The following is a 16,705-nucleotide window of genomic DNA, read 5'->3' as shown; positions in this document are numbered from 1 at the left end:
GCTATTCGGCACGAGAACTCATCTTTACCACGCTTTTACCTTTATATGTACCATCTGACAAATTAATATGGTGAGGCAACACACAGTCGCCAGAATTTTTATTTTGCATAACGTTAACCTTAGACAAAGCGTGATGCGCTCTACGATGATTACGCTTAGATTTTGAGGTTTTTCTTTTAGGTACTGCCATAAGTTCTTAAATAAATATTAAAGTTTACTACTTACTCTCAAAATTGTATTATGTAGCCCGTATAAAATCCACCTACATTTAAAACTAAATAGCACTAAGAAATGTTAAAATTCACATATGCACCGAAAATTCTACAAGGGATAATGCTACTAATAGTATGTTGCTCTTTATCTTCTTGCTCTTTTAATAGAAGAATAAACTCATGCCCCACTCTAGAGAAAAACAGCGATATTGATGGTAAAAACGCGCAAGAAATACTGAACACAATGGGACATCCTTCATTCACAAGCAAAAGCAATTGGTATTACTGCGATATTTTGATAAAAGATTCCTTTGCAGGATCATCGATAAAAAACAGTGTTGTATATAAGTTACCCAATCCTAGTCAAAAAAAAGAAAATTTAAATACAAGAACCACTTTATCAAAAATGAATAATACAACAGGTAAACAAATTAGAATACACAACAAAATTACAAAAGATTCTGAGCTAAACGCCAAAACTAACAATTCCTACATATCAAGTTTTCTAAAAGTAAAAAGGTTAAAAAAAGAGAAAAGTAAAAAAACAGAATGAATGACAAAACTAACAAATTAGGTTAGCATTTGGTCTAGTAAACGTTTTTAAGACTTATTTTTAATGGCAGATCCAAAACTTATAAAACAATTGAGAGAATTAACCGGAGCAGGTATTCTAGAATGCAAAGAGGCACTAGAAAAGAATAATTGGGAAGTACAAGGATCTGTACAGTGGTTACGAAAAAGAGGTACAATCAAAGCAACAAAAAAGCTTTCCAGAGTTTCAAATGACGGTGTAATTTCTTTGGCTGAAAATATAGAAAATAAATCAGTACTATTATTGGAAATAAAAACAGAAACGGATTTTGTTGCAAGAAACGATAAGTTTCATAATTTAGCATCTAAAGTATCTCAATCTCTTTTAAATTGGGATGAAAAAAGCAATGTGGAAGAACACAAAGTCACACAAGATTTGTCAGTGAAAGATATTTTGATAGAAGGAATAGCGACAATTGGAGAAAAGATAGCTTTAGGAAAAATAAGAAAATTTCAAGCTATGGAAAATGAGATAATAGGAATTTATTTACATAACTCAGTTGGAAAAGGATTAGCCAAGATAGGGGCTATGGTGAAAATAAAATCTCAAAGTACTAATATTGACATTTTGAAGGAATTAGCAAACAAACTCAGTGTTCATATAGCAGCAAATTCGCCTTTGTGCATCTCGCCCGAACATATACCAACTGAAATATTGGAGAAGGAACGTTCTATTTTTTTAGAACAAGATTTTGGTAACAAGCCTGCAAATATTATAGATAAAATTATAGAAAACAAGGTAAATGAGTTCAAAAATAGCATTTCATTATTGAAGCAAGGATATGTTTTTGAGCAAAAAAAGACAGTTGAAGACATATTAGAAGAAACATCAAAAGTGTTAGGAACAAAAATTGCTGTTTTGGATTTTGTAAGATTAGCTGTGGGAGAATAAAGTTCCACATGGAACAATATTATTTAATCAAATGGTCTATAAAATATTTTCTATGATATTTAGAAGGGCCGTACAGCTTGATTTTAGAGATATGTTTGTGTGTACCATATCCTTTATTTTCATCCCAATTATATCTAACATCCTCTTCGTGCAAGAAGAGCATTAATCTATCTCTTGTAATTTTTGCAATTATTGAAGCAGCAGCAACAAGTAAGGATTTACTGTCACCCGAAACAACACTTATGTAATTTTCCATTTTAACAAAATTCATATTGCCATCAATAATACAAAAATCTGGCATATGTGTAGAAGAGTATATTGCTCTCATACAAGCAATTTTAGAAGCCTCTCTTATATTAAATCGATCTATCTCCTCGTGAGACACCATACCAACAGACCATTTACCAATAGAAGATATAAGATTATAAACTTGCTCTCTTTTTTTTAATGATAATTTTTTAGAATCGTTGACATAACGAATCGCAGACAAATGCTTAAAATTTCTCTTGTGCATTACAAATGATACAGCAACAACAGGACCGGCAAGCGCTCCACATCCAACTTCATCAACACCAGCTATATAATCACCAAGAACACTATTTTCCAATTCCAAGTTAGGCATAAGTACTACGTATTTCAAATAAATTTAGGTAAGAATAACTTAACTTGAGAAATAAAACATGCAACAGCAGTTTCAGATCGCAAAGTAAGAGACCCAAAATTTACAGATTCTATAGAACTCAAAACCTTTCTGTCAGCAACAGAAAATCCACCTTCTGGCCCTATTAATAAAGATATTGAAACACAGTCAAGCAATTTATCCTTAAAATCACAGACTCTCTCTTTTCCAAGTAAATCTGCGTACAAGATGTAGCTACTGTTATTATAAACAAATGACTCCAAGCTGATAGGAGACATGATTTCAGGCAATGTACATCTACCACTTTGCTCCGCTGCAGCAGTTACAACACGTTGTACACGCTTCATATTAAACTTCTCTCTATTACTACGCTCACACAATATTGGAACTATTCTTGTACAACCTAATTGAGTGGCCATATCTATAGCATCTCTAAACCTGTCCTTGTTTATCAAAGCAATTGCGATACTAAGAGGAAATAACCGCTCTGGAGAACTTAAAAAAGACTCTACAACAACAAAACATCTTTTATTATCTACAACAACAAATTTTGCAAGAAAACTACCACAAGATGCATTAAATACTTCTAAGGTATCATTGTCTTTTAAACGCAAAACAGAAAGCAAATAAAGCACCTGTTCTGGAGTCAATTCAATTTTCAACCCCTCTTGTAATACATAAACTGAAAATATTCTTGGCCGCCTACTCATAAAAGCTACAGTAATACAATACTCCTTTTACCAATAGATATCTTACCGAATAATAACACTCCGCATAAATAGGTAATAATACCCAAAAATAATAAGCCAAATGTCAAAATAAGACGCACAAAAAATGATGCAGAATTAAAATAAGGAGTAAGAATCAAGTATGATACATGAAGCATTCCGCCCATAACACTACTAATAAAAAACACTTCCAGACACCAGATGATAATGTAACGCTTTATGCTCAGGTATTTCTTTTTCACAGAAAGATGCACAAGCCATATTAACTGCACCCAACTTATTAAGCTCGATCCAAGAGATATGCCAAAGTATCCCATATACTGAATGAGAATAATATTCGCTAAAGTATTGATCACAATACTAACACATGTAACTCTAAACAAAGTTTTGGTATCTTGATAAACATAAAATAAATTGTTAAATAGCTTAATCAAAACAAATGCTGGTAATCCCAAAGCAAAAAGAGAAAAAGTAATAGCTACAGATTTGGTACTTTCAAATGAAAAATTACCATGCTGATATATACATTGTACTATTGGAATAGAGATTGCAGCCATACCTATAGCACACGGAAATGAGATCAAACTAACCAATTTTATAGAACGCATCTGCATATGACTTATCTTACTAGAGTCATATTTAACATTAATTTTAGACATAGCGGGCAATAAAACAGAAGAACAAATCACACCTAATAATGACAAAGGAAATTGATAAATTCTCTCAGCATACCCAAGTATTGATATCGCACCGGGGAAAAAGCTCGCTATAGACTGAGATATAATGATCTGTATTTGAGTAGCACCAGAAGCCATGCCGGCAGGTAATAATTTACACAAAAATTTCTTTGTACTATCACTATTTTCAGTTAAAGACACTCGTTTGGGAACGCCAATGTTAACACATCTTACGTTGTACATAACAAAACTCAATTGCAATATACCAGCTATCACTAAACCAAAAGGCACAAATTTAGCCTTAACACTAACATTATCAGTAAAACTCATTGCAGCTATTACACCTATACTCATCAAAGAAGGATTAATAGATGCCGCAAAAAAATATCCGTATGAATTAAGAACACTAGATAAAAAGCCAACTAGTGTGACAAAAAACAGATATGGTATACTCACCCTACACAGTCTGACAGTTGTGCATAACTGATCACTATTTGCAATAAAACCAGGTGCAAGTAAAGATGCAATAACAGGCATAAAGATCTCTACAAGAATAACAAATACTCCAGAGAAAATCAGTAGATAGAAAAAAATTTGATTCGCAAATATGAGAGCATCTTTCTTATTTTCTCTTGATTTAGCGTTAAATACGGGAATAAAGACGCTAGATAAAGCCCCTTCAGAAAAGATACGACGAAAAAAATTAGGAAGGCGTAAAACAACATTAACAACGTCAGCCAGGTTACTGGATCCAAAAGTACTAGCCACGTACAGCTCACGCACCAAACCCAAAATCTTACATAAAACGGTACCTATGACTACTATAACACTAGACTTAACTAAACTACGCACATAGACACACCAATCTAGACTTTTTAATTTTTAATACTTGATAAAGACAACTCAACACCGATCTAATAAACATGTAATTAGAAAATAATACCCTACTCTTCCTCAGACGCTGTTAAAAGAGCTCTAGAAAACAATTCTAAATACAACTTTATAGACCTCAAGGAATCATCATTTCCAGGAACAGGATAATCAACTTTATCTGGATCGGAATTAGTATCAGATATAGCAACAACAGGGATTTTTAACTTGTTAGCCTCTGATATAGCAATACTATCCTTTACAGAATCCAATACTATTAAAAGGTTAGGTAACCTTTTCATATCTCTTATTCCTGACAAAGACAACTGCAATTTTTCTCTCTTTTTCTCTACCTTTAATAGCTCTTTTTTCGTATACGTTTGAAAGCCCTTTTCAGACAGTAAAATCTTATCTAAATTGTCTAACTTCCTAATAGATCTAAGTATTGTCCTCCAATTGGTCAACGTACCACCTAACCACCGATAATTCACATAATGGTGCCCACAAAGCTTTACGTATTCCTCAATGACTTGCCTGCTAGATTGTTTTGTACCAACAAACAATACTTTCCCACCTTTATTAGCAACTTCTTTCACCGCTCGTAATGCCCTACTTAGCAGAAAATAACTTTTGCGCAAATCTATTATATGCGTACCACCTTTGATACCATATATGTAAGACTCCATCTTAGGATTCCATCTAGAAATAGAGTGACCTAAATGAACACCAGCATCAAAAAGATCCTTGACAGAAAAATCCGGTACACCAGTTTGCATAATCAACAAATATTTATTCTTTCTTTATAAAAAACGTCAACAGTCATACACATAGAGCACTAAATTCACTAGCAACTCCCTTTTTTAAGTAGACCACAGGGCTAGATTGTACCCTAAATACACACAACGCTCAAGTATGAATAAGAAACGCAATATCTCAGAGTAGAGAGCGCTTGGCAACCACATTGTTACACGATAAAACAAACACTATTGCTGAGCCTTGGAAAAAAGAATCTTAATACTATACTTCAGATCTTGTTTCAAACGAGAAAAATTACATAAAGCCGCGCCAGGCCTGGCACTAATCAGATAGATACCTTCTCTATAAGAACTGGACAACGCATCCACGACAATAGACCTTATCCTCCTGCGAATAAGATTTCTATGAACAGCGCCCCCAACTTTTCTACTAACTCTAATACCAAATCTCACTCCCTCCTCAGCACACTGGTCAAATAAAGCTCTCACCACAAGAGATTTAGATACAACTTTACTACCATACCCTAAGATAGCACAAAAATGCCTCCTTGATCTGATGCTAGAAAAACCCTTAATAGACACATTAATCAAGCAGAAAGTTTTACCCTGCCCTTTGCTCTACGACGTTGCAAAATTAACATCCCACCTACTGTAGACATCCTAGCCCTAAATCCATGCCTTCTTTTTCTAACTAAATTACTAGGCTGAAAAGTACGCTTCATTATCAACAAACCGTTATTAAACTTTTATTATATAAATCCTCTTAGACTCTCACAATCATACAAAAAGACAAGAAACCATAGACTAATAACAGAAATTGTAACAATTTTCAAGAAAAATCTGTTATACTCCGATATGTGCAGCACACGGCCATACGTGCACTTTTATCATATAACAACTTAATAACGCACCAATTGTCAAAGCAGATAAAGAACTTGCTTGCGACTAAAAATCAAATGAGTTGTGTACTTATATGCAAAACTGTAGAATGCTCGGCTACAATTAAGTATTTAAATATGATCAATAATTAAATGTCTGATTCTATTTTCAAGATAGTAAAAAATACTGTCGACATATTAGAAGTTGTACAAAAAATCGTAAAATTACGAAAAGGGGGGAAATCATATTCTGGATTATGCCCTTTTCATCAAGAAAAAACGCCATCTTTTCACGTAAATACAGAAAACAATTTTTACAAGTGCTTTGGATGTTTGGAAAGTGGAGATGTAATAAAATTCACATCTCAAATTAAGGGAATAACATACTACGAAGCAGCGGTACAATTAGCCCAGGAATATAATATACAATGGCAAAATAAATCCTATTCAGATAAAGAAACAAAGACACGCCAATTACTAGAAGATATCTTGGAACTAGCAAGTGATTTTTTCCAAAAACAAATCAAAAAAAATGTCGTACAGTACCTAAACAATCGAAACGTATCTGATCAATTAATAGAAGATTTTAATATAGGCTATGCTCCTGGACATGATACTTTAATACAATACTTACAAAGTAAAAAATTCACCCTTGATAACATGGCAGATGCTGGGTTGATAGCATTCACCACTAACACTTCTGAGTATTATGAAATCTTTCGTCAAAGGATAATGTTGCCTATTAAAAACTTACGCAACGCAACAATAGGTTTTGGAGGTAGGGGAATATCGCTAAATACTGTACCAAAATACCTAAACTCTCCAGAAACAAAACTATTTAATAAATCCAGAATTCTTTTTGCTCAAGAAAAAGCTTTTCCTATAGGACGAAAAAAAAATAGCATCATTTTGGTAGAAGGGTATTTTGATGTAATAGCAATGCATGCAGCTGGATATACAAATACAGTAGCGGCATTAGGTACCTCTATAACAGAAAAACATTTAAAAACACTTTGGGAATACGCAGATGAAATAGTGTTATGTTTAGATCAAGATACTGCAGGAAAGAAAGCATTAACTCGTATTATGCAGATTGCGTTAGGTGGAATTTCTGAAGTAAAAAAAATAAGTGTTGTATATCTACCTTTTAATTCTGATCCAGATAGTGCAATCAATGACAAGAAAATAGACATAAAAAACCTTGTAGAATCCAGATTAATGCTTTCCGAAGCTATCTGGAAAAATACAGACACAATACCGTCATCTAGAACACCAGAATACATAAGCAAAATAAGAACAGAGCTAAAACTTTTAATACACAGCATAAAAGACTTAACTCTACGTAATGATTATAACGCTTTTTTTAAACAAAAAATCAAAGATAAATTTTATAAGAAAATAGCTAAAAGAAATAAAACGCATACACAAAACACACTACCTCTTAATCACAACATTTGCTCAGATTCAGCAATATTTACAGACATAAGAGACATAGAATTAAGCTTAGCTGCATTATTATTGTTCTACGTGGAACTAAAATCTTCAGAAGAAGAAGTATCACAAGTCAATGAATTAATACTAGATATACATATACAAGATCAAGAAATAGAAACTTTATGTCAAGAAATTCTAACTAAAAAGCTACAAGGGCAATGTAAATACACTGATTTGAAAAAAACTTGTACACAAATATTACAAGAAGTAATACAATATACTCCTCAAAAAATAGAATCAATATCTACTGAAGCTTGTATAGAACAAATGAAGACAATAGCCAATATGCATAAACTCAAAATGTTAGAAATAGAGCTATGTGATACAACGCACTCAGAAGATAAAAATAAAGCATACAGCGAAGAAAGAGAAGAATTGCTAAGTTCTATAAAAAATTCTCCTAATTAAACATAATAATGGTCTAGTCTCATGCAAAATAATGACAACGAAGATAAAATTAAAAAAACTGTAAAATATGAGCAAAAAGATAAAGAACCATTACGCAAGAAAAGTAAAAAATCTGACAACGACAAAGTAGATACAAATCAAGAAAGCATATTAAAAGCAATAGATGAAGTAGCAGAAAAGCCAGAAGAGGCTATATCTCTTTTTACTACAGATACAGGAATACCTGTTAGAGAATCAGGATATAAGGCGTATATACCATCAGACGATCCGGTAAGATTGTACTTTAAAGATATGGGCAAGGTACCTCTCTTATCGAGAGAAGGAGAAATAGCTATAGCAATGTCTATAGAATGTAAAGTTAAAGAAATGCTTAGATTGGCATACAGCCACCCTGTAATATTAGAAGTATTTTCCAAATGGCATAACCAACTACTAGAAGGAACGCTTCCAATAAAAGAGATAGTAGAACTAGATACATCAAATGAAGATGAAGTACTAGGTGATGTTGTAGAAACAAAAGATGCAGATAGCACAGCATTAATAGAAGATAAACTAGAAGAATTAGAAGAAGAATTAAATGATACAGAAGATATTGAACAAAAGGATACACTTGAAGAATACGAAGAAACGCAACAAAACCTCATCTCAGTAGTATCTCAAATAGAGCAAATACAATCTTGCATAGTAGATTTTGAGAAACTTATATCTAATATGCTAGAAAAAAATATAAGTTATGCTGATATCTGTAACGATCCTATATATCAAGAAAAACTACAAGATATTGTAGATCGCATAAACAATATGAAACTTACCAACAAAGCCATAGATAAGATTCTTCATTTCCTGTACAACCTGAACAAAGAGCTAATAAGCAAAGAAAATAAAATTTCTCTTTTGGCAAAAAAGTACAACATCTCAAGAAATGAATTTTTAGAAAATTACAGTTCCGAAAGTGATTGGTTAAATGTAGATCTAAACACAAATACAAAGTGGAAAAATTTTGTGAATCAAGAATATGCTGTTTTAAGTAAAATACAGTCAGAAATTCAGAAACTAGCCTTGAAACTCAAAATCCCATTAGAAGATTTTAAAAATAAAACCTTACATATTAAGGGCAGTGAAAGAAAAATAGCCAATACAAAAAAGGAAATGATAAAAGCAAATTTGAGACTTGTCATTTCCATAGCAAAAAAATATGCAAACAAAGGTCTTAGCTTCTTGGACCTTATACAAGAAGGAAATATAGGTTTGATGAAAGCAGTAGATAAGTTCGAATATAAAAGAGGATACAAATTTTCTACATATGCAACTTGGTGGATAAGACAAGCTATAACACGAGCTATAGCAGACCAAGCAAGAACAATACGTATTCCCGTACACATGATAGAAACAATTAACAAGATCCTAAGAACATCTAAAGAAATGTTCAATGAGTTAGGTTACGAACCAACAGCTACAGAAATAGCAAAAAAGACATCATTATCAGTAGAAAAAGTACACAAAGTACTAAAAGTAGGTAAAGAACCAGTAAGCTTAGAAAATCCAGTAGGAGAACAAGAAGGTAGCTGTCTTAGTGACTTTATAGAGGATAAAAATACTTTATTACCTACAGATGCAGCCATTTCAGCAAACTTAAGAGATATGACAACTCAATCTCTAATAGAACTGACAGCAAAAGAAGAACGAGTGCTACGATTACGCTTTGGAATAGTAGTAGACGAACATACTCTCGAAGAAGTAGGATCGCAATTCAAGGTGACTAGAGAAAGAATCAGACAAATAGAAGCAAAAGCCTTGAGAAAGCTAAGACATCCTAAAAGATCCAGAAAGTTAAGAAGCTTCGCAGATGGGCAAATTATTCAGCAGTAAAATACAAAAAATAACTATCCGCCTTGCCTAGCGTTATATTTACGATTCATCTTGTTGATCACATAGACTCTCTTCCCTCGCCTTACCACCTTGTTGTCAGGGTGACGCACCTTCAAACATCTTAAAGAACTTCTATTTTTCATAACTTATCTTTCTATAACAAAATTTAACACATCAGAAACAAGGCCTCAAACCTTGGCTCATTGTCACGTATACTTCATTTTATCAAAACGTGTCGCTACCTATTTTGACACAAAAACACTACAAGGCCTGGGCATCGTACAACCGGTACAAATCAAAGTCAAGATAACGTTTTCCAACATTACGCAATGAATTTAAAACAATATACATTACCATAAACCTTAAGCTGCGTTAGCATCATTTTTCATTTCCTTGATCACAGACGCAACTTCTTCACCAGTCAAAGTCTCTTTTTCAACTAAAACTTTAGCAACTGCATGTAATTCATCGATATGTTCACGCAAAATAACTTCTGCCTTTGTATACCCTTCTTCTAAAAATCTTTTAACCTCTTGATCGATCAAAGTAGACATATATTCAGAAATCTTACTGCCGCCTTCTTTCACATACATATCTTCGCTATTTGCATAAAAAATAGGCCCCACCTTCTTACTCATACCTAATTCGCTTACCATGGATCTAGCATAGCCAGTAGCAACCTTTAAATCATTTGAAGCGCCAGTAGTAACCTCTGCGTTACCGTATATTATTTCTTCTGCAGCTCTACCACCCATGGCAACTGCAATATCAGACTCCATTTTGCACATACTTCTTAGCACTTTATCATCTTCAGGTAAACGCATAACCATTCCAAGAGCATGTCCACGAGGAATAATCGTAACCTTATGTATCGGATCTTTAGATCGGACATACAAACTCACAAGCGCATGTCCGCTTTCATGATAAGCTATCCTTAATCTTTCTTCTTCTGGTATAACCATAGAGCGACGCTCAGCCCCCATAAGCACTCTATCTCTAGCATTTTCTAAATCACTCATATCAACCATACTCTTACCGTGTTTAGCCGCCAACAATGCCCCTTCATTTACCAAATTTGCCAACTCAGCACCAGAAAATCCTGGTGTACCTCTAGCCAATATCTTAGCATCTACAGAAGTGTCATGCTTCACCTTCTTCAAATGCACATTAATTATCTTCACCCTAGCTTCTATATCGGGATAAGAAATAGCAATCTTTCTATCAAAGCGACCAGGACGCAACAATGCTGGATCCAATACATCTGGCCTATTAGTAGCAGCAATAATCACAACTCCTTCATTAAACTCAAAGCCGTCCATTTCTACTAAAAGCTGATTTAATGTCTGCTCTCTCTCATCATTACCTCCACCAAGTCCTATACCTCTATATCTCCCAACAGCATCTATTTCATCTATAAAAATGATACAAGGAGCATGTTTTTTCCCTTTCTCAAACATATCTCGAACACGACTAGCACCAACACCTACAAACATTTCTACAAAATCAGACCCAGAAATACTAAAAAACGGAGCGTTAGCTTCCCCAGCTATAGCTCTTGCAAGCAAAGTTTTACCTGTTCCTGGAGGTCCTATAAGTAGACAACCTTTTGGAATATTACCCCCAAGATTACGAAACTTGCCAGGATCTCTTAGAAAATCTACCACCTCCATCAATTCTTCTTTCGCCTCATCAATACCAGCCACATCTGCAAAAGTAACCTTATTACCTTTATCAGACATTAGTTTGACTTTAGATTTACCAAATCCCAATGCCTTTCCACCGGCGCCATGCATTTGGCGCATAAAAAATATCCATATGCCAGCCATAACAATCATAGGTACCCAAGATAACAAGATACCAACAATAGTACTCATCCTAGAATGTAATGGTACCACCTCTATCACAACATTATTCTTTTTCATATCACGTACCAAATCCTGATATTCTGGAGAATAAGTACGAAATTTTCTTCCATCTACAAATTGCCCCTCTAAATGCCTGCCTTGAATCTTAACCTTTTTCACTTGCTTAGAATCCAAACATTCCAAAAATTCAGAAAACACTATGTAATTTGCTGAATCGCTACTACCAACTCTTACCAAATTAAATAAGACAATAGTGGCAAATACAACACCAGCCCATACAACTAAATTCTTAATTTGATTATTTTTCATACAATGACACCAACTAACGTTTCAACAAAAGCGAATTCAGATTAAGAAGACGCAAGCTAAAAATGAACCAACTTGGAAGTAAAGTTTGGTAAAAATTTAACCTCTGCGGACACAAAATCCAGTCTATCAGTATCATCTACTGCATTAAGAAAACTGGCCAGCCCGACTATTGTATCGTTTCTACGAATAACAGGCAACGAAGACATTATCCCATCATAGATAGATTTTTTAAGACCGTAGAGTGCTCTCAGATTATCGACACAATAAACCTTACTTAACTCATATTTATATATAAAGTCAACTACACAACCATCCATTTTATCTTTTTCATTGGTAAACACTACAAATCTATCATCCCACACACATGTCCTTTGCACTTGACTTGCACAGGGAAAATTTTTACCAAAATCGCGATATACAAAAATTATTCTTGACTCAAGAACCATACGACAACCATGCAGACTTTTAGCAACACAACAACCACTCATCAAGTCTTTCAAGCACATACTCACCGAAGATGTGCGAGGCATTTTCTTTGTACCTCTTATTATAGTCAGTACATGAGACAATAACAGGCCCTGCATCTCTACATTTTCGCCTTCAAGCAATTGCATATCAATTGTGGCATACCCAATATGAGAAACAAAAACACTGTTAACAAATAGTTCTAAAAATTTAGTTTTGACTGCCTGAAACATTCCATCTAAATGTCGAACTGTACCCGCTATATTTTTTAAAAATACATCTTGTGAGACGAAATGCTTATGTTTACAAAAATTATCTATTGCTACCCGGACAGCATTTCTGGAAAAACTAGTATCAAAATTAGAAGAATCTTCTCTCCACGATACACCAACATCTTCCAAATACTTACGACACGAAGATTTTTGAACAGACAACAAAGGTCTCACTACTCTAATATTATCTAAAAAAGAAACATCTTGCATAATCAATCCAGCAATACTAGCACTACGCCCTAAACGTATGAAAAAATTTTCCGCCACATCGTCTGCATGATGCGCTGTGCACAAGTCAAGAATATCATTCTCTTTACAGAAATTGATCAACAAACGATACCTTGCTTCTCTTGCATAAGCCTGCACACCACCTCTTTTTAAATGTGGCCCTTGAACTTTTAAGGTAAAACATCGAATCTGATTCAAGGCACAAACTGCATGAACAAAATCACAATCCTGATGAGCATCATCACGAAGACCATGATCTACAGTTAAAGCTATAATTTCACAGCCATATCTCTTTGAAAAGCGCTTACTTGCAACAAGTAACGCCATAGAATCACTACCACCTGACACAGCACAAGCCAGGCGAGCTGGTAAGTCTGTACCAAACACACGAAAAAAAGCATTTCTAAGTGCAAAATACAGAAAATCAACAGACATAAAAACAAGACAATAAGCTAAAATTCACCCACGTATTCTAACATGATAAGATCCTCCAATGCCATATATAAACATCTGTCCGCTTCTATAATACAATGCTATACACTCTAACTTATCCAAATCTGCTTTAGAAATTATGTGGCTTGCTTTTAGATTTTCAGTCCCCATTCCAATATTATCTAGAATCAAATCTGCCTCTATCTTTTGATTATCTGCTCTATTTATCACGACAACTTTGACATTATCTCCAACGTCGAATGTCATATTACTCTTTTTCATGCCACCTTTGCATAATACTACAGTCTTTTTTCCAAACCAATCAGCCCAACATCTTCTCGCAAAGGGCGACATCCTATCTGCATGTATACGCAAATCTCCGCTATCATTTATGGCAAATGCACCATTTCTAAAATCTATTATCATTTTCGGCTTATCAGAAAAATAAACGGCAATTACCACCACAACCATAACAATAACACCTAACACTCTCCACACTGACTTAAAAAGCACAAGCCATAAAAACCCCAAAATAAACAAAACTGCGTTAAGCCAGCTAATATGTCCAAAATATACAATAGAGAAGGGCAACGAAGCGATGTAAGATGCCACCTTAGTTACAAAAGTGATACCTTTACCCATGACAAACATAGGATATTTTCCTAATCCTAAAGGAATGCAAAAAAGAGATAACATAGCCATTGGCATCAATAACATTGACACCACAGGTAGCACTGCAACATTACCAAGCATTTGATAAACAGAAAAAATATAAAAGTGATAAATTACAACAGAGGCTGTTGCTATACCCACCGTAACACTTGAGTAAACATTGCTTGCAACAGAATTATATATACTACTTATAACGCCAGTAGCTTTCTTAGCTATATGTGTATGAAAAAATTTCTGGCAACCAATAAGGGCAAAAACGGCTGCAAAAGATAATTGAAAACTTACACTAGTGACATCTAAGGGATTGAATAACAAAACCAATAAAATTGCACAAGATATACTCCGAAAAGAACATATACTCCTATTAAACATAACAGCAATGACTGCAATCGATGTCATAATAAAAGCTCTAGTAGTGGCAACATTCATTCCAGATAAAATCCAATACACAAAGCTAAACAACAGAGAAAAAAGTGCAGAATAAAACTTTGTATTAACAGATAAGGCAATTTGCGGAATAAGATTTAAAATAAACCTAAAGCTAGAAAAACATATCATTGCAACTAAAGAAAGATGTAAACCAGAAACGCAAAGAACATGCGATATACCAGCCGTTCTCATATCTTCCATAATATCTCTAGACAATCCTCGACTTTCTCCTATTATGAGCGCTGCTGCAAAATCCGCACAATCTTTCTCTAATAAACTACTGATTTGTTCATAGTAACTTTGACGAATATTTTTTATAAAACTTATGGGAGAAAATTTTTCATATTTCGATATCAAATAAGGTTTCCCTACAGCGTAACCCACGCAGTCTATTTTTTTCAAATGATTGCCTAAGCGAAAATCATAACTACCAGGTAACAGCTTTGTCTTGCTGTGTGCCAATTGGATTCTTATCGCAACATAGTCACCGACATGCAGATGCTTCACATCTGACATACGAGAACAGACTTGTATTCTTTTGTACTTTAAAAAAGGAATCGCACCATCCTCTGCTTCTAAATCCAAAACATCAGAAATAATGAACGATGCTCCATCATACTTCCCACCACTATTATCAGGGCGCACAATTTCTACGCTACCTTGTATTTTATATAATTTCTTAGCAATAACACCTTCTTGATAAATGTCACGTGGAACATTTACCTTCCCTATAGTTAATCCAAATAAAAAACCAAGGAAAATAGAAAGAAGAATTATACCAAAACATCTAAGCCAAAGTGACATCAAGACTGATAAAGATGTCAACAACAATACAAAATAAATATCCGTACAAGAAAACTTCGCAAAATAAAAAGCACGAAGAAGCCCGAATACATAAGCTACCGCAAACCAAGAAAAAAATTGTCTAACATCCCAGCTAGCCTGTTCTTCAAGCCATAATAATGGTCTTTTCAATAATGTCATATAAATAAAAGCCTAATACGTCTATAATAAAAACTAACTTGGGAGTTGCAAGTAAATAAAATTACAGTAATATCCTTCTTTGATTAACAGATGATTAATTTTAGAAAAATATAGCAAAACTGTATTAGCCTAGAATCTTGTGTACTAAGGTTGTAAATATATGAGATCCATCAGTTTCTCTATCACTAAAGTTACGAAGACAATACTTAAAAAAAGAGGAACTCTTTTTGCTCAAATCTGCTATTTATGGAAAAGTATAGTAAATGAAGAGCAATATAGTAACAATACTTGGCCATGTGGTACAAAATGTTACAAGAAAAAGGTTATATTGTTTGTAAACGCATCTAATGTGGCATCTAGCATGCATGTGATCTACAATAAAGGTGCTATACTGGACAAAGTAACATTGAATCTGGGATACGTTGCTATAGATGACATAAAGGTAAAAGTCGTGGGAAATTTGATCAATAAGAGTAATACAGAAACAACGGATGTCACATGAAAAACAATAAGGTAGACGTTTATTCAGATGCTCTTTTTCTCTTTTCTCAACAGTATGATAAAGAGTGGAACACCCAGAAAGAGTTAGAGCAAATCTCATCAGAGTTACAAGATAAACCTCATTTATCATCTAATTTACACTTACCACACATACATCCTCAATTAAGGTTAAAAATAGCGAGACAAAGCCTGCTAAAATGGAATCAATGTCTTGAAAGTTCAAGAATCTTTTTATTAGCCTTAATATACGAGTGTCAGATTCATTCTTTGCAAAGTATTTTGGATAAAGTATCTTCTGCAAAAATACGTCTTTATGATATAAAAGAGACAATAGTGACATGCGCACAAGCGCCTTCACAAACCTTTCAAGGCCAAATAACTGCTCTGGTAGCAAAAAAAATTGACACAAAGACAACAATATCAATAAAAAAAGACAGTAAAATCCTTGGAGGAATAAAGTTACAAGTAGGTAATACCGTCATTGATCACTCAATAAGGACGTATCTAAACAAAATTTTAAATTCAATACTGTAA

16 protein-coding genes and 1 pseudogene are annotated in these 16,705 nt (G+C 34.0%); 6 read left to right on the top strand and 11 right to left on the bottom strand.

What is annotated here, in order from left to right; genetic code table 11:
- Window position 1: 1 nt before the first annotated feature.
- Window positions 2-190, bottom strand: a complete 189-nt coding sequence (gene rpmF, locus FZC37_RS01050) for a 50S ribosomal protein L32 (protein ID WP_148951887.1) — start codon at window positions 188-190, stop codon at window positions 2-4.
- 101 nt (window positions 191-291) lie between these two features.
- On the opposite strand from rpmF, the gene FZC37_RS01045 reads away from it, so the two are divergent.
- Window positions 292-765: a hypothetical protein gene (locus FZC37_RS01045; protein ID WP_148951886.1), complete on the top strand. Its 474-nt coding sequence runs from the start codon at window positions 292-294 to the stop codon at window positions 763-765.
- Window positions 766-828: 63 nt separating this feature from the next.
- Window positions 829-1,695 carry a translation elongation factor Ts gene (gene tsf / locus FZC37_RS01040; protein ID WP_148951885.1) on the top strand — a complete coding sequence of 289 codons (867 nt, stop codon included), beginning with the start codon at window positions 829-831 and terminating at the stop codon, window positions 1,693-1,695.
- Window positions 1,696-1,714: 19 nt separating this feature from the next.
- Here tsf and FZC37_RS01035 read toward each other — a convergent pair whose 3' ends face one another.
- From FZC37_RS01035 to rpmH, 6 genes are all read right to left on the bottom strand, one after another.
- Entirely contained in the window at window positions 1,715-2,317 is a 603-nt protein-coding gene (locus FZC37_RS01035; protein WP_148951884.1) for a ribonuclease HII, read from the bottom strand.
- Between the two features lie 14 nt (window positions 2,318-2,331).
- Window positions 2,332-3,045 (bottom strand): RsmE family RNA methyltransferase, encoded by a 714-nt coding sequence (locus tag FZC37_RS01030; protein WP_148951883.1) that lies wholly within the window; start codon window positions 3,043-3,045, stop codon window positions 2,332-2,334.
- A gap of 5 nt (window positions 3,046-3,050) precedes the next feature.
- Window positions 3,051-4,592 (bottom strand): murein biosynthesis integral membrane protein MurJ, encoded by a 1,542-nt coding sequence (gene murJ / locus FZC37_RS01025; RefSeq protein ID WP_148951882.1) that lies wholly within the window; start codon window positions 4,590-4,592, stop codon window positions 3,051-3,053.
- Between the two features lie 92 nt (window positions 4,593-4,684).
- The gene (gene rpsB / locus FZC37_RS01020) at window positions 4,685-5,386 is read right to left on the bottom strand and encodes a 30S ribosomal protein S2 (RefSeq protein ID WP_148951881.1); all 702 of its coding nucleotides are present in this window, start codon (window positions 5,384-5,386) and stop codon (window positions 4,685-4,687) included.
- 207 nt (window positions 5,387-5,593) lie between these two features.
- The gene (gene rnpA / locus FZC37_RS01015; RefSeq protein WP_172619325.1) at window positions 5,594-5,947 is read right to left on the bottom strand and encodes a ribonuclease P protein component; all 354 of its coding nucleotides are present in this window, start codon (window positions 5,945-5,947) and stop codon (window positions 5,594-5,596) included.
- A gap of 5 nt (window positions 5,948-5,952) precedes the next feature.
- Window positions 5,953-6,087, bottom strand: a complete 135-nt coding sequence (gene rpmH / locus FZC37_RS01010) for a 50S ribosomal protein L34 (RefSeq protein WP_148951879.1) — start codon at window positions 6,085-6,087, stop codon at window positions 5,953-5,955.
- A 309-nt stretch (window positions 6,088-6,396) separates the two neighbouring features.
- On the opposite strand from rpmH, the gene dnaG reads away from it, so the two are divergent.
- Window positions 6,397-8,145, top strand: a complete 1,749-nt coding sequence (dnaG, locus tag FZC37_RS01005; RefSeq protein ID WP_148951878.1) for a DNA primase — start codon at window positions 6,397-6,399, stop codon at window positions 8,143-8,145.
- 21 nt (window positions 8,146-8,166) lie between these two features.
- Window positions 8,167-10,014, top strand: a complete 1,848-nt coding sequence (rpoD, locus tag FZC37_RS01000) for an RNA polymerase sigma factor RpoD (RefSeq protein ID WP_148951877.1) — start codon at window positions 8,167-8,169, stop codon at window positions 10,012-10,014.
- Window positions 10,015-10,028: 14 nt separating this feature from the next.
- Here rpoD and FZC37_RS00995 read toward each other — a convergent pair whose 3' ends face one another.
- From FZC37_RS00995 to FZC37_RS00980, 4 genes and pseudogenes are all read right to left on the bottom strand, one after another.
- Window positions 10,029-10,157 carry a ribosomal protein bL36 gene (locus tag FZC37_RS00995; protein ID WP_148951876.1) on the bottom strand — a complete coding sequence of 43 codons (129 nt, stop codon included), beginning with the start codon at window positions 10,155-10,157 and terminating at the stop codon, window positions 10,029-10,031.
- Window positions 10,158-10,409: 252 nt separating this feature from the next.
- Window positions 10,410-12,188 (bottom strand): annotated as a pseudogene (ftsH, locus tag FZC37_RS00990) (ATP-dependent zinc metalloprotease FtsH); the annotation flags it as partial.
- Between the two features lie 56 nt (window positions 12,189-12,244).
- Entirely contained in the window at window positions 12,245-13,588 is a 1,344-nt protein-coding gene (gene tilS / locus FZC37_RS00985; protein WP_148951874.1) for a tRNA lysidine(34) synthetase TilS, read from the bottom strand.
- A 24-nt stretch (window positions 13,589-13,612) separates the two neighbouring features.
- A complete protein-coding gene (locus FZC37_RS00980; RefSeq protein WP_148951873.1) occupies window positions 13,613-15,670 on the bottom strand; it encodes a ComEC/Rec2 family competence protein in 2,058 nt (685 codons plus the stop codon).
- Window positions 15,671-15,830: 160 nt separating this feature from the next.
- On the opposite strand from FZC37_RS00980, the gene FZC37_RS00975 reads away from it, so the two are divergent.
- Window positions 15,831-16,172: a hypothetical protein gene (locus FZC37_RS00975; RefSeq protein WP_148951872.1), complete on the top strand. Its 342-nt coding sequence runs from the start codon at window positions 15,831-15,833 to the stop codon at window positions 16,170-16,172.
- The gene (gene atpH, locus FZC37_RS00970) at window positions 16,169-16,705 is read left to right on the top strand and encodes an ATP synthase F1 subunit delta (RefSeq protein WP_148951871.1); all 537 of its coding nucleotides are present in this window, start codon (window positions 16,169-16,171) and stop codon (window positions 16,703-16,705) included. The genes FZC37_RS00975 and atpH overlap by 4 nt, the downstream gene beginning before the upstream one ends.

This window comes from Candidatus Sneabacter namystus, from assembly GCF_008189685.1.
Taxonomy (GTDB): domain Bacteria; phylum Pseudomonadota; class Alphaproteobacteria; order Rickettsiales; family Rickettsiaceae; genus Sneabacter; species Sneabacter namystus.
The sequence above is the reverse complement of the archived record's forward strand: the minus strand, read 5'-3'. Positions and strand labels throughout refer to the sequence as shown.

What these genes read in the sequence shown, in the direction of transcription:
- rpmF (WP_148951887.1), bottom strand. Translation starts at nt 190, where the DNA reads ATGGCAGTACCTAAAAGAAAAACCTCAAAATCTAAGCGTAATCATCGT.
- FZC37_RS01045 (WP_148951886.1), top strand. Translation starts at nt 292, where the DNA reads ATGTTAAAATTCACATATGCACCGAAAATTCTACAAGGGATAATGCTA.
- tsf (WP_148951885.1), top strand. Translation starts at nt 829, where the DNA reads ATGGCAGATCCAAAACTTATAAAACAATTGAGAGAATTAACCGGAGCA.
- FZC37_RS01035 (WP_148951884.1), bottom strand. Translation starts at nt 2,317, where the DNA reads ATGCCTAACTTGGAATTGGAAAATAGTGTTCTTGGTGATTATATAGCT.
- FZC37_RS01030 (WP_148951883.1), bottom strand. Translation starts at nt 3,045, where the DNA reads ATGAGTAGGCGGCCAAGAATATTTTCAGTTTATGTATTACAAGAGGGG.
- rpsB (WP_148951881.1), bottom strand. Translation starts at nt 5,386, where the DNA reads ATGCAAACTGGTGTACCGGATTTTTCTGTCAAGGATCTTTTTGATGCT.
- rpmH (WP_148951879.1), bottom strand. Translation starts at nt 6,087, where the DNA reads ATGAAGCGTACTTTTCAGCCTAGTAATTTAGTTAGAAAAAGAAGGCAT.
- dnaG (WP_148951878.1), top strand. Translation starts at nt 6,397, where the DNA reads ATGTCTGATTCTATTTTCAAGATAGTAAAAAATACTGTCGACATATTA.
- rpoD (WP_148951877.1), top strand. Translation starts at nt 8,167, where the DNA reads ATGCAAAATAATGACAACGAAGATAAAATTAAAAAAACTGTAAAATAT.
- FZC37_RS00995 (WP_148951876.1), bottom strand. Translation starts at nt 10,157, where the DNA reads ATGAAAAATAGAAGTTCTTTAAGATGTTTGAAGGTGCGTCACCCTGAC.
- tilS (WP_148951874.1), bottom strand. Translation starts at nt 13,588, where the DNA reads ATGTCTGTTGATTTTCTGTATTTTGCACTTAGAAATGCTTTTTTTCGT.
- FZC37_RS00980 (WP_148951873.1), bottom strand. Translation starts at nt 15,670, where the DNA reads ATGACATTATTGAAAAGACCATTATTATGGCTTGAAGAACAGGCTAGC.
- FZC37_RS00975 (WP_148951872.1), top strand. Translation starts at nt 15,831, where the DNA reads ATGAGATCCATCAGTTTCTCTATCACTAAAGTTACGAAGACAATACTT.
- atpH (WP_148951871.1), top strand. Translation starts at nt 16,169, where the DNA reads ATGAAAAACAATAAGGTAGACGTTTATTCAGATGCTCTTTTTCTCTTT.